The organism is Pseudoclavibacter endophyticus (assembly GCF_008831085.1).
GTDB classification, from domain to species: Bacteria; Actinomycetota; Actinomycetes; order Actinomycetales; family Microbacteriaceae; genus Pseudoclavibacter; species Pseudoclavibacter endophyticus.
Window position 1 is genome coordinate 806,250 of sequence record NZ_WBJY01000001.1, and the last position, 20,808, is coordinate 827,057.

At 70.6% G+C, this 20,808-nt stretch carries 16 protein-coding genes; 11 read left to right on the top strand and 5 right to left on the bottom strand.

The window, feature by feature from the left end; genetic code table 11:
- Positions 1-35: 35 nt before the first annotated feature.
- A complete protein-coding gene (locus tag F8O04_RS03435; protein ID WP_225734847.1) occupies positions 36-632 on the bottom strand; it encodes a CGNR zinc finger domain-containing protein in 597 nt (198 codons plus the stop codon).
- A 172-nt stretch (positions 633-804) separates the two neighbouring features.
- Here F8O04_RS03435 and F8O04_RS03440 point away from each other — a divergent pair, with 172 nt between their 5' ends.
- On the top strand, positions 805-2,466 hold the full coding sequence (locus F8O04_RS03440; protein WP_158027925.1) for an EamA family transporter: 1,662 nt from the start codon (positions 805-807) through the stop codon (positions 2,464-2,466).
- Between the two features lie 102 nt (positions 2,467-2,568).
- Here F8O04_RS03440 and F8O04_RS03445 read toward each other — a convergent pair whose 3' ends face one another.
- Positions 2,569-3,513 carry a Bax inhibitor-1/YccA family protein gene (locus tag F8O04_RS03445; RefSeq protein ID WP_158027926.1) on the bottom strand — a complete coding sequence of 315 codons (945 nt, stop codon included), beginning with the start codon at positions 3,511-3,513 and terminating at the stop codon, positions 2,569-2,571.
- Between the two features lie 109 nt (positions 3,514-3,622).
- The gene (locus F8O04_RS03450; protein ID WP_158027927.1) at positions 3,623-4,054 is read right to left on the bottom strand and encodes a DUF3054 domain-containing protein; all 432 of its coding nucleotides are present in this window, start codon (positions 4,052-4,054) and stop codon (positions 3,623-3,625) included.
- A gap of 61 nt (positions 4,055-4,115) precedes the next feature.
- Here F8O04_RS03450 and F8O04_RS03455 point away from each other — a divergent pair, with 61 nt between their 5' ends.
- Positions 4,116-5,153 (top strand): glycerophosphodiester phosphodiesterase family protein, encoded by a 1,038-nt coding sequence (locus F8O04_RS03455; protein WP_158027928.1) that lies wholly within the window; start codon positions 4,116-4,118, stop codon positions 5,151-5,153.
- A gap of 204 nt (positions 5,154-5,357) precedes the next feature.
- Positions 5,358-7,865: a LamG-like jellyroll fold domain-containing protein gene (locus F8O04_RS03460; protein WP_158027929.1), complete on the top strand. Its 2,508-nt coding sequence runs from the start codon at positions 5,358-5,360 to the stop codon at positions 7,863-7,865.
- Between the two features lie 69 nt (positions 7,866-7,934).
- Here the strand turns inward: F8O04_RS03460 and F8O04_RS03465 are convergent, their stop codons facing one another.
- Positions 7,935-8,912 carry an aldo/keto reductase gene (locus F8O04_RS03465; RefSeq protein WP_158027930.1) on the bottom strand — a complete coding sequence of 326 codons (978 nt, stop codon included), beginning with the start codon at positions 8,910-8,912 and terminating at the stop codon, positions 7,935-7,937.
- 238 nt (positions 8,913-9,150) lie between these two features.
- Between F8O04_RS03465 and F8O04_RS03470 the strand changes: the two genes are divergently transcribed.
- A complete protein-coding gene (locus F8O04_RS03470) occupies positions 9,151-11,622 on the top strand; it encodes an ATP-dependent helicase (protein ID WP_188726457.1) in 2,472 nt (823 codons plus the stop codon).
- 45 nt (positions 11,623-11,667) lie between these two features.
- Complete coding sequence (locus F8O04_RS03475) at positions 11,668-12,177, top strand: AAA family ATPase (protein WP_188726299.1); 510 nt, start codon at positions 11,668-11,670, stop codon at positions 12,175-12,177.
- Positions 12,178-12,226: 49 nt separating this feature from the next.
- Here F8O04_RS03475 and F8O04_RS03480 read toward each other — a convergent pair whose 3' ends face one another.
- Positions 12,227-13,714: an FAD-dependent oxidoreductase gene (locus tag F8O04_RS03480; protein ID WP_158027933.1), complete on the bottom strand. Its 1,488-nt coding sequence runs from the start codon at positions 13,712-13,714 to the stop codon at positions 12,227-12,229.
- A 287-nt stretch (positions 13,715-14,001) separates the two neighbouring features.
- Here F8O04_RS03480 and F8O04_RS03485 point away from each other — a divergent pair, with 287 nt between their 5' ends.
- The 6 genes from F8O04_RS03485 (at position 14,002) to purH (ending at position 20,742) form a co-directional block, all read left to right on the top strand.
- The gene (locus F8O04_RS03485) at positions 14,002-14,208 is read left to right on the top strand and encodes a hypothetical protein (protein ID WP_158027934.1); all 207 of its coding nucleotides are present in this window, start codon (positions 14,002-14,004) and stop codon (positions 14,206-14,208) included.
- Positions 14,209-14,387: 179 nt separating this feature from the next.
- Positions 14,388-15,557 carry an ADP-forming succinate--CoA ligase subunit beta gene (gene sucC / locus F8O04_RS03490; RefSeq protein WP_158027935.1) on the top strand — a complete coding sequence of 390 codons (1,170 nt, stop codon included), beginning with the start codon at positions 14,388-14,390 and terminating at the stop codon, positions 15,555-15,557.
- A gap of 38 nt (positions 15,558-15,595) precedes the next feature.
- Complete coding sequence (gene sucD / locus F8O04_RS03495; protein WP_158027936.1) at positions 15,596-16,480, top strand: succinate--CoA ligase subunit alpha; 885 nt, start codon at positions 15,596-15,598, stop codon at positions 16,478-16,480.
- 210 nt (positions 16,481-16,690) lie between these two features.
- On the top strand, positions 16,691-18,298 hold the full coding sequence (locus F8O04_RS03500) for a cell division protein PerM (protein WP_158027937.1): 1,608 nt from the start codon (positions 16,691-16,693) through the stop codon (positions 18,296-18,298).
- A 114-nt stretch (positions 18,299-18,412) separates the two neighbouring features.
- Positions 18,413-19,096 carry a phosphoribosylglycinamide formyltransferase gene (gene purN / locus F8O04_RS03505; RefSeq protein WP_158027938.1) on the top strand — a complete coding sequence of 228 codons (684 nt, stop codon included), beginning with the start codon at positions 18,413-18,415 and terminating at the stop codon, positions 19,094-19,096.
- Positions 19,093-20,742 (top strand): bifunctional phosphoribosylaminoimidazolecarboxamide formyltransferase/IMP cyclohydrolase, encoded by a 1,650-nt coding sequence (purH, locus tag F8O04_RS03510; RefSeq protein WP_158027939.1) that lies wholly within the window; start codon positions 19,093-19,095, stop codon positions 20,740-20,742. Before purN ends, purH begins: the two co-directional genes overlap by 4 nt.
- The last annotated feature ends 66 nt before the right edge of the window (positions 20,743-20,808 follow it).

The window sequence follows — 20,808 nt, forward strand, 5'->3', positions numbered from 1 at the left end:
AGCTGACGAAGGAGGCGTCCCGAGGGGCGCGACCGTCACCCGGGCAGGTCGATCGCCTGAGTCTCGGCCTGGCGGGCGCGGTACGCCCGCACGTTGGTGCGATTGCCGCAGTTGCCGGTGTCGCAGTACTGCTTCGATCGGTTGCGAGACAGGTCGATCAGCACGGCCTCGCAGTCCTCGGCGACGCAGCGCTTGACGCGCTCGAACTCGTCGGCGCGCAAGAGCTCGACGAACGCCATCGCCACGTCGACCTCGGTGCGTGACCACAGCGGATCGTCGTCCGAGGCCGCGTGGATGTGCCAGCCGTAGTCGTCGTGGCGCTGGAGCTGCGGCAGGGCCCGCCCGCGGCGGAGCATCTCGTTGACGATTTCGACGGCTTCGTCCTCGCTCTCAACCTCCCACAACCGCCGGAGGTGGCGGCGAAGCGAACGCATCCGCACCAGTTCTCGGTCGGGATCGTCGCGAGATCCCTGCGTCGGGAACTCGGCGAGGAACACGTCCAGGTCGTCCGTCGTCGAAAGCGAATCCACCCCGTCCGGGTCATGCACGGGCAGCGTGTTCACGAGCACCGTCGCCTGCCGCAGCGACGCCTCGACGTCACTGGTAAAGAGCATCTTGACTCCTGACTTCATGGGTCGTAGTGTCACGAGCGTCACCGGCGTGGCTCGTGACACTTCATGCTGGATCCCAGTATGCGGCGATCGGGTTTCCCACGCACGGTGACGGCCTTCGAGCCACCCCATTCTTTCAACGTTCCACCCCGGTTTTCGGGCGCGCCCGCGTGTGCCCGAGAAAGGTCATGCATTGTCGACGACACAGGTCTCGAGCCGCGCAGGCTCGATCGGGCTCTTCGCCGCCGTCGGCGCCGCGATCGCGTTCGCGGGGGCGGCGCCGTTCGTCAAACCGCTGCTCGAGGCCGGCTGGTCGCCCGGCGGCGCGGTGTTCATGCGCGTCGCGCTCGCGACGCTCGTGCTGGCGCCGCTCGTGGCGCTGGCGGTGCGGAGAGATCCGGGTGCCCTGCTGCGTCGCTGGGGATGGATCGTGGCCTACGGGCTGCTCGGCGTCGCCGGGGTGCAGCTGCTTGCCTTCCACTCGATCGAGCGCATGCCGATCGGGGTGTCGATGCTGATCCAGTACATGGCGCCGATCATTCTGCTCCTGACCGTGTGGCTGCGCACCCGCGTGCGGCCGGCCACGCTGTCGCTCGTCGGAACCGGTCTCGCCATCATGGGTCTCCTGTGTGTGCTCGACCTCGCGGGCGGAGCGACACTCGATCCGCTCGGCGTCGCCTTCGCGGGCCTTGCCGCACTGACCATGTGCGCGTACTTCCTCATCGGCGCCAACGCACCGGCCGACCTGCCGCCCGTCGCCCTCATCGGCGGCGGGTTCGCGGTCGCCGCCGTGGCGACCGGTGCGCTCGGTGTCGCCGGGCTCGTCCCCATCGCGGTCGACCTCGCGGGAACCGCCGTGCTCCTCGGCAGCTCCGTGCCGTGGTGGGTGCCGATGGCGGTCGTCGTGCTCGTCGGCACCGCCACCGCATACGTCTTCGGCACGATCGGGGCCAAGCTGCTGGGTTCGCGCCTCGCGTCGTTCGTCGCCCTGCTCGAGGTCGTCGCAACGGTCGCCGTCGCCGCGGTCATGCTCGGCGAGATCCCCACCATCATGCAGATCACCGGCGGCGTGCTGATTCTCGGCGGGGTCATCGCCGTGCGCCTCGCGCCAGACCACGCCAAGCCGGCCGTCGAGGGCGGCGTCACCGACATCGTCGGCCCGGTCACGGGCGTCATCCCGGTGCCGAGCCAGCGCGAGGAGGTGGCCGTCGCGACGGGCACCATCGAGCTGGCCACGCGCGCCGACGGTCTCGCGATCGCGACAGGCGTCATCGCACTGCCCACCGTGGACGCGGCGGCCGTCGCCGACGCGGCGTCGAACGACGAGATCGAGACCTCCGAGGTGCCGACGCTCGCCCAGCTCATCGCGGCGTATCCGCTGGCCGGTCCGGTCGAGCTCGCCGCGCTCGACGACGATCCGGCTGAGCACGACCCCGCCGCGGATGCCGACGGCGGAGGGGAGCCGGGCGCCGAGCCGGTGCCGATCCACGGTGCCCGCTCGGGCGACGCGGCCCCGGTGGTCGACGAGGCTGCCGAGGCGGTCCCGACCACGACGGGCAGCCTCATCGCCGGCCACGTCGAGGCCCTCGCCGCCGTCGGCGAGGCGCTCTTCGGCACCGCTCAGGCCGAGACCGGCGGCGAGCCGGGCGACGACCTCAGCCTGCCGCGCGTGCGCGACGTCGAGTTCGGCGACGACCCGCATCCCGTGGTGCAGCTCATCCCCATCGTGCAGGCCCCCGTCATCGCGGGCCAGGCGTTCGGCGACGGGGCGGGCGCCGAATCGTCGGCCGCCGAATCGTCCGGCTCCGAGTCGTCCGGTGCTGCCTGCAACGAGGGGACGGGGGAGCGTCGCTGAGGGCGGCGCAGGAACGAGCGTCGCTCACGACAACAACGGCCGCGGAAACGCATGAGGGCCGCCACCCGAACGGGGTGGCGGCCCTCACGCGTGTGCGGCGGACTAGTCGCTGCCGCGCAGGATCGCGATGACTCGCAGGATCTCGATGTAGATGAACACCACGGTCGACACGAGCGAGTAGGCGGCGATCCAGCCGTAGGCTCGGGGTGCGCCGGCCTTGACGCCGTTCTCGATGAACTCGAAGTCCATCACGAGCATGTACGAGCCCATGAGCACGGCGAAGACGCCGAGGATGACGCCGAGGGGGATGCCCATGATGTTGACATCCGAGCGCCAGCCGAACATGCCGCTGTCGGGCGACAGGAACATCCCGCCCAGGTTGACGAGCGAGAAGACCGCGTAGCCGATCATCGCGACCATGACGATCTTCGTGAGCCGCGGCGAGGTGCGCACCTTGCCGAAGCGGAACAGCACGAGCACGGTCGCGACAACGGCGAGCGTCGCGAGCAGGGCCTGCATCGCGATGCCGGGGAAGATCGACTCAAGGATGCTCGACAGCCCGCCGACGAGGAGGCCCTCTGCAGCGGCGAAGAGCCACACGAGCACGGGCGCGGGCTCGCGCTTGAACGCGAGCACGATACCGAGCACGAGAGCGCCGATCATGCCGACGAACGCCAGGAACGGCAGGAACCACGCGACGGCCGCCGTGGCGAGCACCATGACGAAGAGGCCGGCCGTCTTCGCGATCGTGTCGTTGTACGACATGCGATCCATCTGGTCGGGCGTCGCGGCGGGCCGGTCGTACTGGTGATCGAGCGCCTCGGGCGACGGCATGCCCGGGTGCATCGGCTGCTGCCGGGGAGCGCTCGTCTGCCCGGAACCGAGCTGGACATTATTGCCCTGCGCGTAGGGGTTGTTCCCGGGCTGGCCCGGCTGGAACTGGGCGCCACGGCCGAACTGCTGGCCGGGCGCGGCATACTGCGGCTGCTGCTGGGGGGCGGCCGAGCCGTTGAAGTAGGGGTTGCGCTTGAGCGCGGAATTCGCCATGCGTTGAGGTCCGTTTCTGCGAGTCACGAGCTGCGTTCGGCGCGGAGGTGCACACGATTGACGCTGGGTGTAGGGTATCGCGCCCCCGTGAGTCCAAGTTGGGGGCGTGTCACGCTGAACGCGAACGATCCGGGGCGGTGCGCTCGGCCGCCGCGCCGCCCCGCTCGAAGCGGCGCCGGCCCAGGAGCAGGCGGGGCAGCAGCAGGAGCACGGCGAGGGTGATGGCCGCGACGACGATGAACGCGGTGGCCGCGGTGTCCCCGGCCAACACGCGTAGGCCCATGCCGCCGGCGAGGGTCGCGGCCCACACGACGAGCCCGCTCGGGAAGACACGGGCATGCGGCCACCGGGCCACGGTGACGAGCACCCAGGCGGCGAGGCACGCGACGACGAACGGCCACGCCGTGTCGGCGATGCCCCACGGCGTGAGCGTCTCGCCGTGGCTGGCGCGGCCCGTCGTCGCGAACACGACGACCAGCACGACGTCGACGGCGATGGCCCACCAGCGATTCGAGGAATAGGTGGAGGACAGCCGGGTCACGCCGTCAACGGTACCCGCGGTCGTTCACCCACGCGTCGAGTCATCACTGCAGGGTGTGCCCGTGAGCACTGCGATGCAACCGACAGCGAATCCCCACGGGCGCACGGCATTCCCGGGGGAGCATCCGGCCCTGATCGGGCACCGGGGGGCGCCCGCCTACCGGCCGGAGCACACGGAAGCCGCCTACCGGCTCGCGATCGCGCAGGGAGCGGACTACGTCGAGCCCGACATTGTGCCCACCCGCGACGGCGTGCTGATGGTGCGGCACGAGCCGCTCCTCGACCACACGACCGACGTGCTGCGCTTCGACGAGTTCGCGAGTCGTCGCCGAACCGTCGACCTCGGCGGGTTCCGCGCGGAGGGGCTCTTCACACCCGACTTCGACTGGGCCGAGCTGCGGCGGTTGCGCGCCATCGAGCCGATGCCGGGCCTGCGCGCGGCGAGCGCGGCGCATGACCGCCAACAGGGCGTCCTGCGCCTCCGCGATCTCGTCGAGCTCGTCGGAGAGGCCCGCGAAGCCGCGGGCGACGGCGCCCGCGTGTGCCGACTCGTCATCGAGCTGAAGCACACCGACGTGTTCGCCGCGGCCGGCCTCGACCTCATCGACCTGCTCGAGCGCGAGCTCGACGGACTGTGGGAGAGCCCGGCGCTCGAAGGCGTCGTCTGGGAGAGCTTCGAACGGGATGCGCTGCGTCGGCTTCGCGCCGGCGCCGCGCCCGGCGCCGTTGTGGCACTCATGGCCGAGCGGGGCGGGCCGCACGACGTGCCGGGCAGTACCTACGCCGACGAGCTCACACCGGCGGGGCTCGACGCGCTCGCGGGTTGGGCAGACGGCATCAGCGTTTCGACGCCGCTGCTCGGCGTGCGCGATGCGTCGACCGCGGCCGACCCCGTGGAGGGGCGAGCACTCGTCGGGACCGCGCACGAGCGTGGCTTGCAGGTCGCGACCTACACGCTGCGTCCCGAAGACCGGTTCCTGCCGGACGCACTCGCGGGCCGGCCCGAGGAGCACTGGCGCGGGATCCTTCGCACCGGCGTCGACGCAGTCTTCGCTGACGCCCCCGACCGGGTGCGGGCGCTGATCGACGCGGAGTTCTGACGGGGCGGGCAGCGCTGGGTGCGCGGGCCGTCGTTCACCTGTCCGACACGCTCGGTTCGCGCGCACGGCGTCGCGGCGTCGCCTGATCGTCCTACGGTCGCCCGGTTGGATCTGCTGCGTCCTCCGGGTGAGGCCGAACAGGTCGCCACACGCCGAGGAACCGGAGGGCAGGCCTCCGATAGCCACACCGACAGAAAGCCGAACATGCGACAGACTCCCACTCGCCGCGCGGGAACGCGCCATGCGGCGCCCATCGCCCTCGCGCTCGCCGCCGCGGTCGCGGGCACGCTGCTCACCGGCGCGCCGTCCGCCCCGGCGAGCGCCGCCACGGTCGACGAGCCGGCCTCGCGATTCACGCTCGCGGTGCTGCCCGACACGCAGTTTTACTCGCGATACGCCGATTCGAACTTCGAGCCCGACTACGGCACCAATCCCTTCAAGGTGCAGACGCAGTGGCTCGCCGAGAACGCCGATGAGCTCAACCTCGCGTTCACGACACACCTCGGCGATGTCGTGGACCAGGTCGGCGTCGACCGCCAGTGGCAGGTGGCCGATGAGGCGATGTCGGTGCTCGAGGACGCGGGCTCGTCGTACTCGATCCTCGCCGGCAACCACGACGTGCGCGATTCGACCTCCACGCGCTACGACGACGAGTACGACCTCGAGAACGAACCCTTCCTGCGGTACTTCGGCCCCGAGCGCGACAGCCAGCAGGGGACGTTCGGCGGCGCCGACCCCACCGGCATGAACCGCTACCACGTCTTCGAGGCCGAGGGGCAGCAGTTCCTCGTGCTCGCGCTTTCCTGGCGTGCGTCGGATGCCACGCTCGCGTGGGCGAACCAGGTGATCGAGGAGCATCCGACGTTGCCGGTGATCCTCACGAGCCACGACATCGTCGCCCCCGGGAGCGACGGCGTCAGCGCCGTGACCAGCGGCTACGGCGAGCGGCTGTGGAACGGGCTGATCGCCGACAACGACCAGATCTTCCTCACGCTCAACGGACACTTCCACGGGTCCAGCGTGCTGCAGCGCACCAACTCGGCGGGCAACACCGTCACGCAGGTGCTCATCGACTACCAGATGGCCTACGAGGGCGGCAACGGATACCTGAGCATCTTCGAGTTCGACCTCACGAACGAGGTCATCGACGTCGCGACGGTCTCGCCCTGGGTCGCGGCCAAACCCGCCGACCGGCTCACGTCGTACGACGTGCCCGTGCTCGACGGCCCGTCGCAGCGCTTCTCGTTCGACCTCGCGGGCCGCTTTGACGGCTTCGCTCCTGACTTCGGCCCGGGCACCGGCGCGCTGCCCTCGCTCAGCGAGCGGGCGATCGATCTGGTTTCTGAGGGCTTTGACGGGGTGCCGCCCGCGCAGGACGTCGCGGCGGGCAACCCCGATGATTACGTCGATGTCGAGGGCACCCTCGCGCACTGGCAGATCTCCGGTGAGACCGGCGTGCTCGACGAGGGCGGGCGCATCGAGGACATCGCGGGTGACAGCGATCTCGTACGCGCGACGATCGCCGAGTCGGGCTCGGCTGCCGCGCAGCCGGAAGACGTCACGATCGAGGATGACGCCTACCCGTACTCGCCGAGCGCTCAGTCGGTGTGCTTTGACAACAGCGACAACCAGGCCGGGCGGTTCTCGTATCTCACGACGGCGCCGGACGCGGCGGTGAACGACGCCGATCTATCGAACGGCTACACGATCGAGACGTTCGTGAAGCTCGACGCCGATTGGGACGTCGACGTGAACTCGTGGAGCAAGGCCCTCGTGCGCTCGGGCAACCGCTCGCAGATCGAGGGCATGCCGTGGTCGCAGTGGGATTACACCGCCTCGCCCGCGGCGCTCGGTATCTCGAACCTGCGCGAGTTCCAGTGGACCGAGGTCGGCGTCGACGCGACCAAGGGCGACAAGACGAACTGGTCGGGCGAAATCATGGTCGACACGTGGAGCCACGTCGCGATCGTCAACGACCCGGAGACCGCCGAGACGACGATGTACGTGAACGGCGCTCCCGTTCTGCGCACGGCGCAGGACACGATCGGCATGTCGTTCAACGAGGGGATGCCGTGGATCATCGGCAGCGACTGGGTGGATGACGCGGCGACGAACGGCTGGCACGGTTGCGTCGGCGAGACGCGCATCGTCGACCACCCGATCGGCCCCGGCGAGTGGCTGACGGCGCGTCCCGATCTCTCGGCCTTCGGCGTCACCGCATCACCCGCCGATGAGCTCCCCGCGGCCGACGCCGTTGCGCTGCTGGCCGGCACGGGCACGCCGCGTGCGAACGTGACGATCGACGGCCTCGACGTCAGCGCCGTGGTCACCGATGACGGCACGTGGACGCTCGAGGTTCCGACCACGCTGCTCACGGAGGGCGCCAACCAGCTGGCGCTCACGCAGGGCTTCGGCGAGCGTCGAAGCGAGGCCGTCGAGGTGACGATCCGCGTCGCGATGAGTGGCGAGCCGGCGCCGACGACGAGCGAGCCCGAGCCGAGCGACACGGCCAGCCCCGCGCCGACCGCCACACAGGTGCCACTGCCCGGCAACGGCAATGACGGGGGCCGGGACGGCGAGGCCGGCGGTCTCACGCCGACCGACGGCGGCATCGTGTGGCCCACCCTGGCGGTGGCGCTGCTCGCGCTCGCCGGGGGCGGCGCGCTGCTCGCGCTACGCCACCGCGCCGCGCGCGCCGGCCGCTCGAATTGATTGCCACTGCCCGAACACAGCGGCGAGGCCGCCCGGTCAGCACGTCCGGGCGGCCTCGCCGCGCCCGCGTTACGCGGCCGCCGCGCGCGTGAGCTCTTCGACCTCGCTCGGATCGAGCGAGATGCGTGCCGCGTCGAGCAGCATCGGCACCTGCGACGCGTTCCGCGCCGACGCGATCGGCGCGACCACGCCGGGCTGGGCGAGCAACCAGGCGAGCGCAACGGCGCCCGGCTCGACCTTGAGGCGACCCGAGATGCCGTCGAGCGCGGCGAGCACGCGCTCGCCGCGGGGTGTTTCGAGGTACGCGGAGGCCTGCGGGGCGCGGGGCGAGTCGATCTGCACGCCGGGACGGTACTTGCCCGTCAAGAACCCCTTCGCGAGCGAGAAGTACGGCACGACGCTGAGCCCGAGCTCGCGGTCGAGCGGCAGCAGGTCGGCCTCGATGCCGCGCTCCATGAGGCTGTAGTGGGGCTGGTGCGCGATCGGACGGTGGAATCCCTCGCGCTCGGTGATCTCCATCCACTCGCGAAGTCGCTGCGGGGAGTAGTTCGAAATGGCGACGTGACCCACGAGGCCTTCGTCGACGAGGGAGCTGAACACGCGCACGGTCTCGGTGAGCGGCGTCGCCTCGTCGTCGAAGTGCGCGTAGTACACGTCGATCCGCTCGACGCCGAGCCGGCGCAGCGAGGCGTCTGCCGCGGCGCGAACGTTGTCGGGGGAGAGCCCGAGGAATTCGGGGTGCTGTGCCACCTTCGTCGCGATGATGAGGTCGTCGGGCGCACGGCCGCCGGCAAGCCACCTGCCGATCGCCTGCTCCGACTCGCCGCCCGATCGTCCCTCTGCCCAGTGCGGGTAAGAGTCTGCGGTGTCGATGAAGTTGCCTCCGCCCGCGGTGTAGGCGTCGAGCACCTCGGCGGCCTCGTCGTCGCTGCTCGTCCACCCGAACGGGTTGGTGCCGAGCGCGACGGGGAACACGTCGAGCGCGCCGCCGAGCGAACGGCGCGGATGGCCGTTGCCGGTTGCAGAGGTATCGAGCGAGGACTTCATACGATCAGGCGCCTTTCAACGGATGCACGACCGGCGCCACGGCGAACGCGCGCCGCATGGAAGTGTAGACGCCACGCGTTGCCACGCTCCTCAACGACGGTGGCGGGCGTCGGGCTGGTCCGGGTCCGTCCATCGTGTCGGAGGCCGCACCTACAATCGACGGACGATGACGCTGCTGCCGCCTGTCCCCGGATTCGATGCCGACACCGCCCGCCCGCCGATCGGCGCGACGCGCCCGATGGGCGACCCGTCGGCCGAACCGTTCGGGGAGCGCTCGAGCCTGCTCGACGGGCTCAACCCCCAGCAGCGCGAGGCGGTGACCTACCGGGGGCCTGCGCTGCTGATCCTCGCCGGTGCCGGTTCGGGCAAAACCCGCGTGCTCACGCACCGCATCGCCGGGCTGCTGGCGGCACGCGAGGCGTGGCCGAGCCAGATCCTCGCGATCACCTTCACGAACAAGGCGGCGGCCGAGATGCGCGAACGCATCGCCGGCATCGTGGGCCAGGCCTCCGACGGCATGTGGGTGTCGACCTTCCACTCCGCGTGCGTGCGCATCCTCCGCCGCGAGGCCGAGGCGTTCGGCTTCACCTCGAGCTTCACGATCTACGACTCGGCCGACTCGAAGGCCCTCGTCAGGCGCATCGTCAAGCAGTCCGAGGCCGATGTGCTCGGGTTCACGGTCGGGGGCGTGCAGTCGCGCATCTCGAAGCTCAAGAACGAGCTCATCGACCCTGACGGCTTCGCGCGTCAGTCGAACGCGTCAGATCCGCGCGACGCCATGTTCCTCGAGATGTACCGGCGCTATGTGCGCGAGCTGCAGCGCGCCAACGCGTTCGACTTCGACGACCTCATTGGGCAGACGGTGTGGCTCTTCCGAGCTTTCCCCGACATCGCGGCGAAGTACCAGCGGCGGTTCCGGCACGTCCTGGTCGACGAGTATCAAGACACGAACCACGCGCAATACGCGCTCATCCGCGAGCTGACGCGCGGGGTCGAGCCCCAGCACGTCCCAGCCGACACGCGTATGGAGGTCGATGCGACCGGAGGCATTCCCGGGGCATCCCTGACGGTCGTCGGCGACTCTGATCAGTCGATCTATGCCTTCCGCGGCGCCGACATCCGGAATATCACCGAGTTCGAGCGCGATTTCCCGAGCGCGAGGGTGATCATGCTCGAGCAGAACTACCGCTCGACCGGCAACATCCTCGATGCCGCGAACGCGGTCATCCGCAACAACTTCGACCGGCACGACAAGAAGCTCTGGTCGGCCGACGGGCCTGGCACGAAGATCACGGGCTTCACGGGGTACTCGGGCCACGACGAGGCGCAGTTCGTCGCCGACGAGATCCACGCCCTGCACGACAGCGGCGTGAGCTTCCGCGACATGGCCGTGTTCTACCGCACGAACGCGCAGACGCGCGCGCTCGAAGAGATCCTGATCCGCTCGGCCGTTCCGTACCGGCTCATCGGCGGCACGAAGTTCTACGAGCGCGCCGAGATCAAAGACCTGCTCGCGTACCTCATGACCACCGCGAATCCCGCAGACGAGCTCTCGACGCGGCGCATCCTCAACTCGCCGAAGCGCGGCCTGGGGCCGGCGACCGAAACGGCGCTGTGGGACTACGCGCAGAAGCACGACGTGACCTTTCGTGAGGCGATGCGCCGTGCCTCCGAGCTCGGGTTCGGTCCGAAGGCGACGCGGTCGATCACCGAGCTGGCGAAACTGCTCGACGAGGCTTCGGCTGCGCTGCAGCCGCAGCCGGGTGGCGGGCCCGGCGCGACGGTCGGCGAGACCGTGCAGCGGCTCGTGCAGGGCTCCGCGTACCTCGAGGCGCTCATGAAGACGGGCAACCCGCAAGACGAAGCGCGGGCAGAGAACGTCGAGGAGTTCGTGAACGTCGCGAAGGAGTACGACAAGACGCATCCCGATGGCTCGCTCGTCGAGTTTCTCACCGAGGTCGCGCTCGTGGCCGCCGCCGACGAGATCGACGACGAGTCGGGCGCCGTTTCACTCATGACGCTCCACACCGCGAAGGGCCTCGAATACGACGCCGTGTTCATCACGGGCGTCGAAGAGGACCTGCTGCCGCACCGCATCTCTGCGGGCGAGCCCGGCGGGCCGGCCGAGGAACGCCGGCTGTTTTACGTCGGCATCACTCGGGCGCGCAAGCGCCTCTACCTCACGCTCGCCATGTCGCGTGCGCAATTCGGCGAGACGGCCGTCGCCATGCCGAGCCGGTTCCTGCAAGAGATCCCCGGCGAGCTGATCGAGTGGCGGCAGTCGCCCGGCGATGTCACGTCGCGCGGAGGCTCGCGGCCACGGGCGCTGAACGCGACTGGCGCTTGGCAGGGGGGTGACGGCGGTGGCCGCCGGCCGGTCGGCTCGGAGGGCTACGGAACCGCCGGGGGCTACTCGCGCGTGACGATGCGACCGTCGGAGGCGTCCGGCGGTGCGGCATCCGCCACCCCGACCTCGGGCGCGGCGAGGGGTGCGCCGAAGCGGTCGTGGGGCAACGCCATCACCGGGGCGGTGCGCGACAACTCGGGCCTCGTGCTCGAGCGCGGCGACCGCATCCGCCACACCGACTTCGGTGAGGGCACGGTTCGGGCCATCCTCGGCAGCGAGGCAAAGCGCATCGCCGAGGTCGACTTCGACTCGGCCGGGCGTAAGAAGCTCCTGATCAAGCTCGCGCCGATCGAGAAGGTCTGACGCGCCCGCCGCGGGCTCCAGCCGGCCTCTGCTTAGATGTCGAGCATGCTGATCGCGATGGCCGGGCTGCCAGCTACGGGGAAGAGCTCGCTTGCGTACGCCCTCTCGGATCGGCTCAAGTATCCGGTCGTCGCCGTCGACTCGATCGAGGCCGCCATGTGGCGTTCGGGCGTCGGCGGCCCCGGACGAGCCGACGTGCCGACGGGGGTCTCGAGCTTCGTCATCGCGGAGGCGATCGCGAGCGACGTGCTGCGCCTCGGGATCGGGGTCATCGTCGACGCCGTCAACGACTCGAATGTCGCCCGCCAGCAATGGGTCGACCTCGCGGCGCGCAAGGGCGTGGCGCTGCGCTTCATCGAGGTCATCTGCTCCGATCCCGAGCTCCATCGCTACCGCCTCGAGACGCGGGTGCGCGACCTCGAGGGGTACCGCGAGCCGACGTGGCTCGACGTCGTGAACCGGCGCTACGAACCGTTCACGACGCCGCACCTGACGGTCGACTCTGCGTACCCGATCGACCCCGACGCGGTCATGGCGGCGATGCTGAACGGCTGAGCGACGCACACCGCGGTGGCCGACGCGAGGGGCGCGCTGACGCGGCCCGTCACTCCTGACTGCGAAGGTCGTTGACCGCCGGCCCTTCGATGCGCCGTCCGTCGAAGCGGAAACGCGACCCGTGCAGCGGGCAATCCCAGCTCCGCTCTGCGTCGTTCCACGCGAGGGCACCGCCGAGGTGAGGACAGACGGCAGAAACACGATGGAGCTCGCCGTCGACACGACAGACGCCGACGATCGCGCCGCCGCGACGACCGACATCGCCCGCTCCCTCGTCGCGTGGCTCCGGGGCGGGGCGCGAGAGTGCCCGTGAGTAACCACCGATCGTATGGCCGCCGGTCGAGGCGGCGAGTCGCGTCAATCCCGCGACCGCACTCGTCGTCGTCCGGCGGTCGTACAGCGGAGGCGCCCACGACGGCGGCTCGCTGCCGAGCACTGCGGCGCTCAGCGCCATCGCCGCAGCGGGCCCATTGGTGAGCCCCCACTTGTTGAATCCCGTTGCGACGAGCAGACGCGGCAGGTCGGGTCGGATCGGCCCGACGATGGGTGCCCCGTCGGTGGAGCGGTAGTCCTGCGCCGCCCATCGGTGTACACGGCGCGTCACGTCGAAGGTGCGTCGAACCCAGGCATCCAGGCGATCTGCGTACTCGTGCGGCGGGCGGCCCCGACCGGTCACGTGACCGAATCCACTCACCACAAGAAGCTCCTCGTCGCCCACGCGAGCGGCGCGAGACGAGCGCACGGGGTGTTCGACGGAAATCGAGAGCGTCTGCGGGGGCGTGCGCATGGCGTACGCCGCCGCGTGCGAACGACTCGGCTCGATCCGACTGAAGTGCAGACCGCGGTCGAGAATCGGCGCACCCGTCGCCAGCACCACGTGCCCCGCCCAGACCGATCCGGCGTCCGTCACCACCTCGAGCGGGTCGTCACCGGCCGCGTTGCGAACATCGCGCACGCGACAGTCGGCGACCACCGTGGCGCCATCCCGGCGCAGCGCCGCCACGGCCGCGTCGCAGAATGCCGTCGGATCGAGTTGCGCCTGCCGGTCGAGACGAATGACGCGAGAGGTCGGGAACGGGAGGTCGGTCGATTCGCCGTCGACCACCGTGAGCCCGGAGCGGCGCAACGCGGCGAGCTCCGCGCCGAGCCGCTCGGCGCCGGCCGAGGTCGTCGCGTAGGTGCACGCGGGTCGCTCGTCGAACGGGACGCCGAGGCGGCGGCAACGATCGAGGAGCCACGTCATGCCGGCCACGTTGGCGGCGAGATAGGCGTCGGCGACCTCGGCTGAGCAGCTGCCCTCGATGCGTGAGACGGCGGTCTGCTGCAGCACGGTGACTTTCGCCGTCGACAGCCCCGTCGTGAGACCACCGGGCCGGCCGGCGTCGATGAGGACGACGCGCTGGCCGGCCTCGACGAGGCGCGCCGCGGTCGCGATCCCCGTGACGCCCGCCCCGACCACGACCGTGTCCACGTGCGAGCCGAGGGGGAGGGGATCGGTCTCGATCGGCGCCCGATCCGCGAGCCAGAGCGACGTCACGTCGTCACTCCTCGTTTGGCCGGCACGGCCGCGACCTCGCGCGTGAGTGATGTCTGCTCGGGGGCGTTGACGGTCATGACGGTGCCCTCACTTCATCGTCGAGCGTCGTCTCCGACCCGCCCCCAGCACGGGCGCGGCAGACGGAGTGCGGCTGGTGCCGCGGCCGGGAAATTTCCACGGCGCGTCGCGCGTCTGATGCACTCAGAATGCCACTCTTCCGGGGGGTGACGCTGAGAACGCGCTTGTCGCCGTACCCGGAGCCGCTCCCTCAGCCCGGGACCGCGTTGATGAGGGCTGCCGACCGCAGAAGCACTGGCCAGGACGACGCTGAGCATCGCGCCGACGACGAGCAGGTCGAAGAGGTCCCGGCCGGTGGCGCGGGCGCCGACGCTAGCTCCGCGGAAACCGTGGAGGTCGACCCCGACGACGAGGCGTCGCCCCCGGAGCCCTCGCCGTTGAACGACATTCCCGGCGTCGATCCGCGCCAGGATTGACCCGACGCGAGCGGGCTACCGCGGCGGGCTAGGCTTTGCGATTGGATGCGTCGCGCTGCCCACGTGCGCGCTCGCGCGCAGGTGCCGATGCTCCGTGCCCGAACAACAGCAGTGTTCGGTCGGCGTTGCATCGACCGGGCAAACGAACGCGGCCTGTCGGGCCGTGGATGGGATGAAACGTGGATCTCTTTGAGTACCAGGCGCGCGACATGTTCGAAGCGCACGGTGTTCCGGTCCTGCAGGGACTCGTCGCAACGACGCCCGAGGAGGCCCGCGCGGCCGCCGAGAAGATCGGCGGCGTGACGGTCGTCAAGGCGCAGGTGAAGGTTGGCGGCCGCGGCAAGGCCGGCGGCGTGAAGGTCGTCAAGTCGCCGGATGAGGCCTTCGAGGCGGCGTCGGCGATCCTCGGCATGGACATCAAGGGCCACACTGTCGAGAAGGTGATGATCGCGCAGGGTGCGAGCATCGCCCAGGAGTACTACTTCTCGGTGCTGCTCGACCGCGCGAACCGCTCGTACCTGGCCATGTGCTCGGTCGAGGGCGGCGTCGAGATCGAGCAGCTCGCCGTCGAGAAGCCGGAGGCGCTCGCTCGGGTCGAGGTCGACCCCCTCATTGGCATCGACGAGGCCGCGGCGAGCGAGATCGTCGCCGCGGCGAACTTCCCCGCCGAGATCGGCGAGAAGGTCGTGCCCGTGCTGCAGAAGCTCTTCGACGTGTACCGCGACGAAGACGCCACGCTCGTCGAGGTGAACCCGCTCGTCCTGACCGAGCAGGGCGACATCATCGCGCTCGACGGCAAGGTCACGCTCGACGACAACGCGGAGTTCCGTCACGAGAATCGCCAGGCCCTCGCCGAGGCGGCTGGTGGCCTCGACCCTCTCGAGGTCAAGGCCAAGGAGAACGACCTCAACTACGTGAAGCTCGACGGCTCGGTCGGCATCATCGGCAACGGCGCCGGCCTCGTTATGTCGACGCTTGACGTCGTCGCCGGGGCGGGCGAGAAGCACGGCGGCCAGAAGCCCGCCAACTTCCTCGACATCGGCGGCGGCGCCTCGGCGGAGGTCATGGCCGCCGGCCTCGACGTCATCCTGGGCGACGAGCAGGTCAAGAGCGTCTTCGTCAACGTCTTCGGCGGCATCACGGCGTGCGACGCCGTCGCCAACGGCATCGTCGGCGCACTCACGACGCTCGGCGACACGGCGACCAAGCCGCTCGTGGTGCGCATCGACGGCAACAACGTCGACGAGGGCCGCCGCATCCTCGCCGAGTACAACCATCCCCTCGTGACGGTCGTGCCGACGATGGACGAGGCCGCCGACAAGGCCGCCGAGCTCGCGGCCGCCGAGTAGTCAGCCCGGAACGACAAGAGAAAGCACAGGACGAAACCATGTCGATCTTCCTCGACGAGAATTCCACGATCATCGTTCAGGGCATCACGGGCTCCGAGGGTTCGAAGCACGCGACGCGCATGCTCGCGGCGGGCGCCAACGTCGTCGGTGGCACCAACCCGCGCAAGGCCGGCCAGACCGTCACGCTGAACGACACCGAGCTGCCGATCTTCGGCACCGTCGCCGAGGCCATGGAGGCCACTAGCGCCAACGTCACGGTCATCTTCGTGCCTCCGGCATTCGCGAAGGGCGCGATCATCGAGGCCGTCGACGCGGGCATCGAGCTCGCCGTCGTCATCACCGAGGGCATCCCGGTCAAGGACAGCTCCGAGGCGTGGGCGCATGCCCAGAAGATCGGCGGCACCCGCATCATCGGCCCGAACTGCCCCGGCATCATCACGCCCGACGTTTCGCTCGCCGGTATCACGCCCGCCAACATCACGGGCTCCGGGCCCATCGGCCTCGTGTCGAAGTCGGGCACGCTGACCTACCAGATGATGTACGAGCTGCGCGAGATCGGCATCTCGACGGCGATCGGCATCGGCGGCGACCCGGTCATCGGCACGACCCACATCGACGCGCTCGAGGCGTTCGAGGCCGACCCTGCGACCAAGGCGATCGTCATGATCGGCGAGATCGGCGGCGACGCCGAGGAGCGTGCGGCCGAGTTCATCAAGGCCAACGTGACGAAGCCCGTCGTCGGCTATGTCGCCGGCTTCACGGCGCCCGAGGGGAAGACGATGGGGCACGCGGGCGCCATCGTCACCGGCTCGGCCGGCACCGCCGCCGCAAAGAAGGAGGCCCTCGAGGCCGCCGGCGTTCGCGTGGGCACGACGCCGACCGAGACGGCCAACATCATGAAGGAGATCGTCGCGGGGCTCTAGCCCGCCGCGGCCATTTCCGCACCCGGCCGCCCGCCCGCCTCGTGCGATGCCGGGTGACCGCTCTCAGTGGCTATTGCACAGCCGACTCGCCATGCGGCTCGGCTGTGCAATAGCCACTCGAATCTGTCGCGATGCGCCGCGCCCGCGAGTGGTCAACGCACGGAGCGGCGAGAGTCGCTCGTCTCGCGCCGGGGTTACGCTCGGAGGCGCATGTCCCAGCGCCTTCTCGTTCCCGTGATCACCGTCGCCGACGCCCTGTTGGCGGTGGTGCTCGGCGTCGTCATTCCGCTGCTGTGCACGACGGCGATCTGGGTCGCTGCCGGCATGTCCGGCGACTGGACCCTGTCGTTCGCCGCGGCCGTCGGCGCCTGGGCGCTTTCGCTCGGCGGCGACCTCGTCGTCACCCACGACGACACGATGCTCGCGCCGCTCGGTCTCAGCGAACCCGTCGCCTTCGAGATCGGATTCGCCCCCCTCGCGCTCACCCTCGCGACCGTCATCCCCGCGCTTCGGAGCGGCGCACGGTTCAGGCTCGACGAGAGCCCGCTCGCGCTCGCCGCGCTCGGGCCCATCGCCTTTGCGGCGGCGGCCTGGGGCCTCGGCGCCGCCGCGTCGCACGCCAACGTCGCGATCGACTCCCTCGGCACGGCCCTCCTCGGCGGAGTGATCTACCTCGCCGCCCTTGCCGTGGGCGCCCGCGTCTGGGAGCGCGTTCCCGACGAGGTCGTGGAGCTCCGTACGGCGGGGTGGGGCCGCGGGGGCATCGGCGCGATGGTCCGCGGCGTCGGCATCATGCTCGCGGGGCTCGTCGCCGGCGGCGCGCTGCTCGTGACCGTCGGCATGCTGCTCGGCTTCGGACGCATTCTCGCCGCCTTCGAGGCGCTGCACCTCGACGTCGTCGGAGCCGTCGCGTTCGGGCTCGGCCAGCTGGCGATCCTGCCCAATGCCATCCTCTGGGCCGTTTCATGGATGCTCGGGCCCGGGTTCGCCATCGGCGACGGTTCGTCGATCGCGCCGATCGCGACGAACGTGGGCCCGCTGCCGCTCGTGCCGCTCCTCGGCGCCGTGCCGGAGGGCATCCCGCCGTTCGCGATCGTGCTCGTCGTGCTCCCCGTCGCGATCGGGGTGCTCGCGGGTCTGGCGATGCGCCTCGCCCCGGGCGCCGACGACTGGAACGTCGGGTGGCGCCGCCTCGCCACGCCGATCGTTGCCGCCGTCGTCGCGTCGCTCGCAATCGCCCTGCTCGGCCTCTTCTCCGGCGGTGCCGTCGGCCCGGGGCGGCTCGCGACGACCGGGCCCGAGGTGGGGTGGATGCTCTTGGCCGCGATCGCGACGCTCGCCGTCGGCGCGCTGACGGGTGCCTACGTGCCCCTCGCCGACGCCGTGGAGCCGGCGGCCGGCCGCGCCGATCGCGCCGGCACGAGTACGAGCCGTGCCGCCGCGGGCGGCCGCGCGGCCGACACCTCCGCCCTCGACGACGACTCGCGCGACGAGGAAGACTGGGACGACGACGAGGGCGATTGGGACGACGACGACTGGGACGAGGACGACGAGGACGACGACTGGGACGACGACATCGACGGGGACGAGGACGAGGACGGCCAAGACGGGCCGGACGACGACGGTCCGAAGAGCCGTGGCCGCCTCGTCGAGAAGGCCCGGGCCGCCCGCTCACGTCTCGCCCCGGCCCGCGACGGGCGCGGCGACGACGGGCCGACGACCCCGCGGCGAGCCTCGGCCGCGACGACCCCGCGCACACCGCGCGATGACACCGAGCCGGACATCTACGCGGGCATCGACCCCCTCGCCGACGAGTAGCGGCGCTCGCCGCCGCCCGCCGGCGACCGCCACCGCTCGGACCGGTACGGCGGCGCCGACGAGGGACTCGGGGAGCGGATCCGGGGCATCAGCGCGGCCGAGTACGCTTGTCCGGTGCGCAAACTCGTCGTCTTGATCTCGGGGACGGGCTCGAACCTTCGTGCCCTCCTGCGCGCCATCGACGACGCGGCGGGAACGCCCGACGACCTCGGGGCGCGCGTCGTCGCGATCGGCGCCGACACCGAGGCCGCGAACCTCGCGCTCGGTGACGAGTTCGGCATCCCCACGTTCGTCGTGCCGCCGGCCGAGTACCCCGATCGGACGACGTGGGGCGACGCGCTCCTCGCGCGCATCCGCGAGTACGGGCCCGATCTCACGGTGCTCTCCGGATTCATGCGCCTCGTGCCGCCGTCCGTCGTGCGAGGTCTCGCGCCGGCCCTGCTCAACACCCACCCGTCGTACCTGCCCGAGTTCCCGGGCGCCAACGCCGTCCGAGATGCCCTCACGGCCGGCGCGACCCGCACGGGGGCGACGATCATGATCGTCGACGACGGCGTCGACACCGGCCCCGTGATCGATCAGGTGCGCATCGCCATCGAGCCGGGCGACACCGTTTCGGCGCTGCACGAGCGCATCAAGACCGCCGAGCGGCGCCTCCTCATCGAGACCGTTCGAGGAATCGCGCACGGCCGGGTCGACCTCGTGTCGCTCACGGCCGCTGCCCACAGTGACGCGATGGCATCCAGGCCCGAAGACCACCAGACCGCGCACGCCAAGAAGGAGTCCCCACCGTCATGAGCGCACCCGCCGCACGAATCCCCGACCACGAGCGCGACCGCGTCGCGATTCGCCGAGCGCTCGTCTCGGTGAGCGACAAGACGGGCCTACTCGAGCTCGCCGAGGCGCTCGCGACTGCCGGGGTCGAGATCGTCTCGACCGGGTCGACCGCCGCACGGATGCGCGACGCCGGCTACGAGGTCACCGACGTCTCGTCGGTCACGGGCTTTCCCGAATCCCTCGACGGCCGCGTCAAGACGCTCCACCCCGGCGTGCACGCCGGCGTGCTCGCCGACCTGCGCTTCGACGACCATGCGAAGCAGCTCGACGACCTCGGCATCAGGCCGTTCGAGCTCGTCGTCGTCAACCTCTACCCGTTCATGCAGACGGTCGCGTCGGGCGCTGACGCCCCAGACGTGATCGAGCAGATCGACATCGGGGGTCCCGCACTCGTGCGCGCGTCGGCGAAGAACCACGCGAACGTGGCCATCGTCGTCGACCCGGCGAAGTACGGCGACCTCGCCGCCGCGATCGCCGAAGGCGGCACGACGCTCGCGCAGCGGCGGGAGCTCGCCGCAGCCGCCTTCACGCACACGGCGGACTATGACGCCGCCGTGTCGGCGTGGTTCCGCGAGCAGCTGCTGACGGACGAGCTCGCCGAGGTCGTCGAGGCGGCCGAGAGCGACGAAGAGGACTTCGCCGACGATCTGGTGCTCGACTTCGACCGCGTCGCGACCCTGCGCTACGGCGAGAACAGCCACCAGCGGGCCGCGCTCTACGCCACGCCGGGCGGCGTCGGCATCGCGCAGGCGACCCAGCTGCACGGCAAGGCCATGTCGTACAACAACTACGTCGACGCCGACGCGGCACTGCGCGCCGCCTACGACTTCGACGTGCCGGCCGTGGCCGTCATCAAGCACGCCAACCCGTGCGGCGTCGCCATCGCGCCCGCAGACCTGCTCGACGACGAAGCCGCCGCGATCGCCGAGGCCCACCGTCGTGCTCATGCGACCGACCCGCTCAGCGCCTTCGGCGGCGTCATCGCCGCCAACCGCACCGTGTCAGCCGATATGGCCGAGACCGTGGCCGAGATCTTCACGGAGGTCATCGTCGCGCCCGGCTTCGAGCCCGCCGCCATCGAGATCCTGACCGCGAAGAAGAACGTGCGCCTCCTCGAGCTGCCGGCCGGCTACGAGCGCGAGCAGAACGAGCTGCGGCAGATCTCCGGAGGGGCGTTGCTGCAGTCGACCGATGCCTTCTCGCGCGACGGCCGCATCAGCGACGGCTGGACCCTCGCGGCGGGCGAACCGGCCGACGAGCAGACGCTGCGCGACCTCGAGTTCGCGTGGGTCGCCTGCCGATCGGTCAAGTCGAACGCCATCCTGCTCGCCCGCGACGGCGCGGCCGTCGGCGTCGGCATGGGGCAGGTCAATCGCGTCGACTCGTGCGACCTCGCGATCCGCCGCGCCGGTGACCGCGCCGAGGGCTCGGTCGCCGCGTCGGACGCCTTCTTCCCCTTCGCCGACGGCCCCCAGTTGCTCATCGACGCCGACGTGCGGGCGATCGTGCAGCCGGGCGGTTCGATGCGTGACGACGATGTCATCGAGGCGGCATCGACGGCGGGCGTCACGATGTACTTCACGGGCGAGCGTCACTTCTTCCACTGATCCGCGGGCCCGTCATCCCCGCTGATGGCGGGTCCGGCCTGTCCACAACGAACGAAACGAGACCCC

Coding starts and splice junctions, on each gene's coding strand:
- F8O04_RS03435 (WP_225734847.1), bottom strand. CDS start 632: ATGAAGTCAGGAGTCAAGATGCTCTTTACCAGTGACGTCGAGGCGTCG.
- F8O04_RS03445 (WP_158027926.1), bottom strand. CDS start 3,513: ATGGCGAATTCCGCGCTCAAGCGCAACCCCTACTTCAACGGCTCGGCC.
- F8O04_RS03460 (WP_158027929.1), top strand. CDS start 5,358: ATGCGACAGACTCCCACTCGCCGCGCGGGAACGCGCCATGCGGCGCCC.
- F8O04_RS03465 (WP_158027930.1), bottom strand. CDS start 8,912: ATGAAGTCCTCGCTCGATACCTCTGCAACCGGCAACGGCCATCCGCGC.
- F8O04_RS03470 (WP_188726457.1), top strand. CDS start 9,151: ATGGGCGACCCGTCGGCCGAACCGTTCGGGGAGCGCTCGAGCCTGCTC.
- F8O04_RS03475 (WP_188726299.1), top strand. CDS start 11,668: ATGCTGATCGCGATGGCCGGGCTGCCAGCTACGGGGAAGAGCTCGCTT.
- F8O04_RS03485 (WP_158027934.1), top strand. CDS start 14,002: ATGAGGGCTGCCGACCGCAGAAGCACTGGCCAGGACGACGCTGAGCAT.
- sucD (WP_158027936.1), top strand. CDS start 15,596: ATGTCGATCTTCCTCGACGAGAATTCCACGATCATCGTTCAGGGCATC.
- F8O04_RS03500 (WP_158027937.1), top strand. CDS start 16,691: ATGTCCCAGCGCCTTCTCGTTCCCGTGATCACCGTCGCCGACGCCCTG.
- purH (WP_158027939.1), top strand. CDS start 19,093: ATGAGCGCACCCGCCGCACGAATCCCCGACCACGAGCGCGACCGCGTC.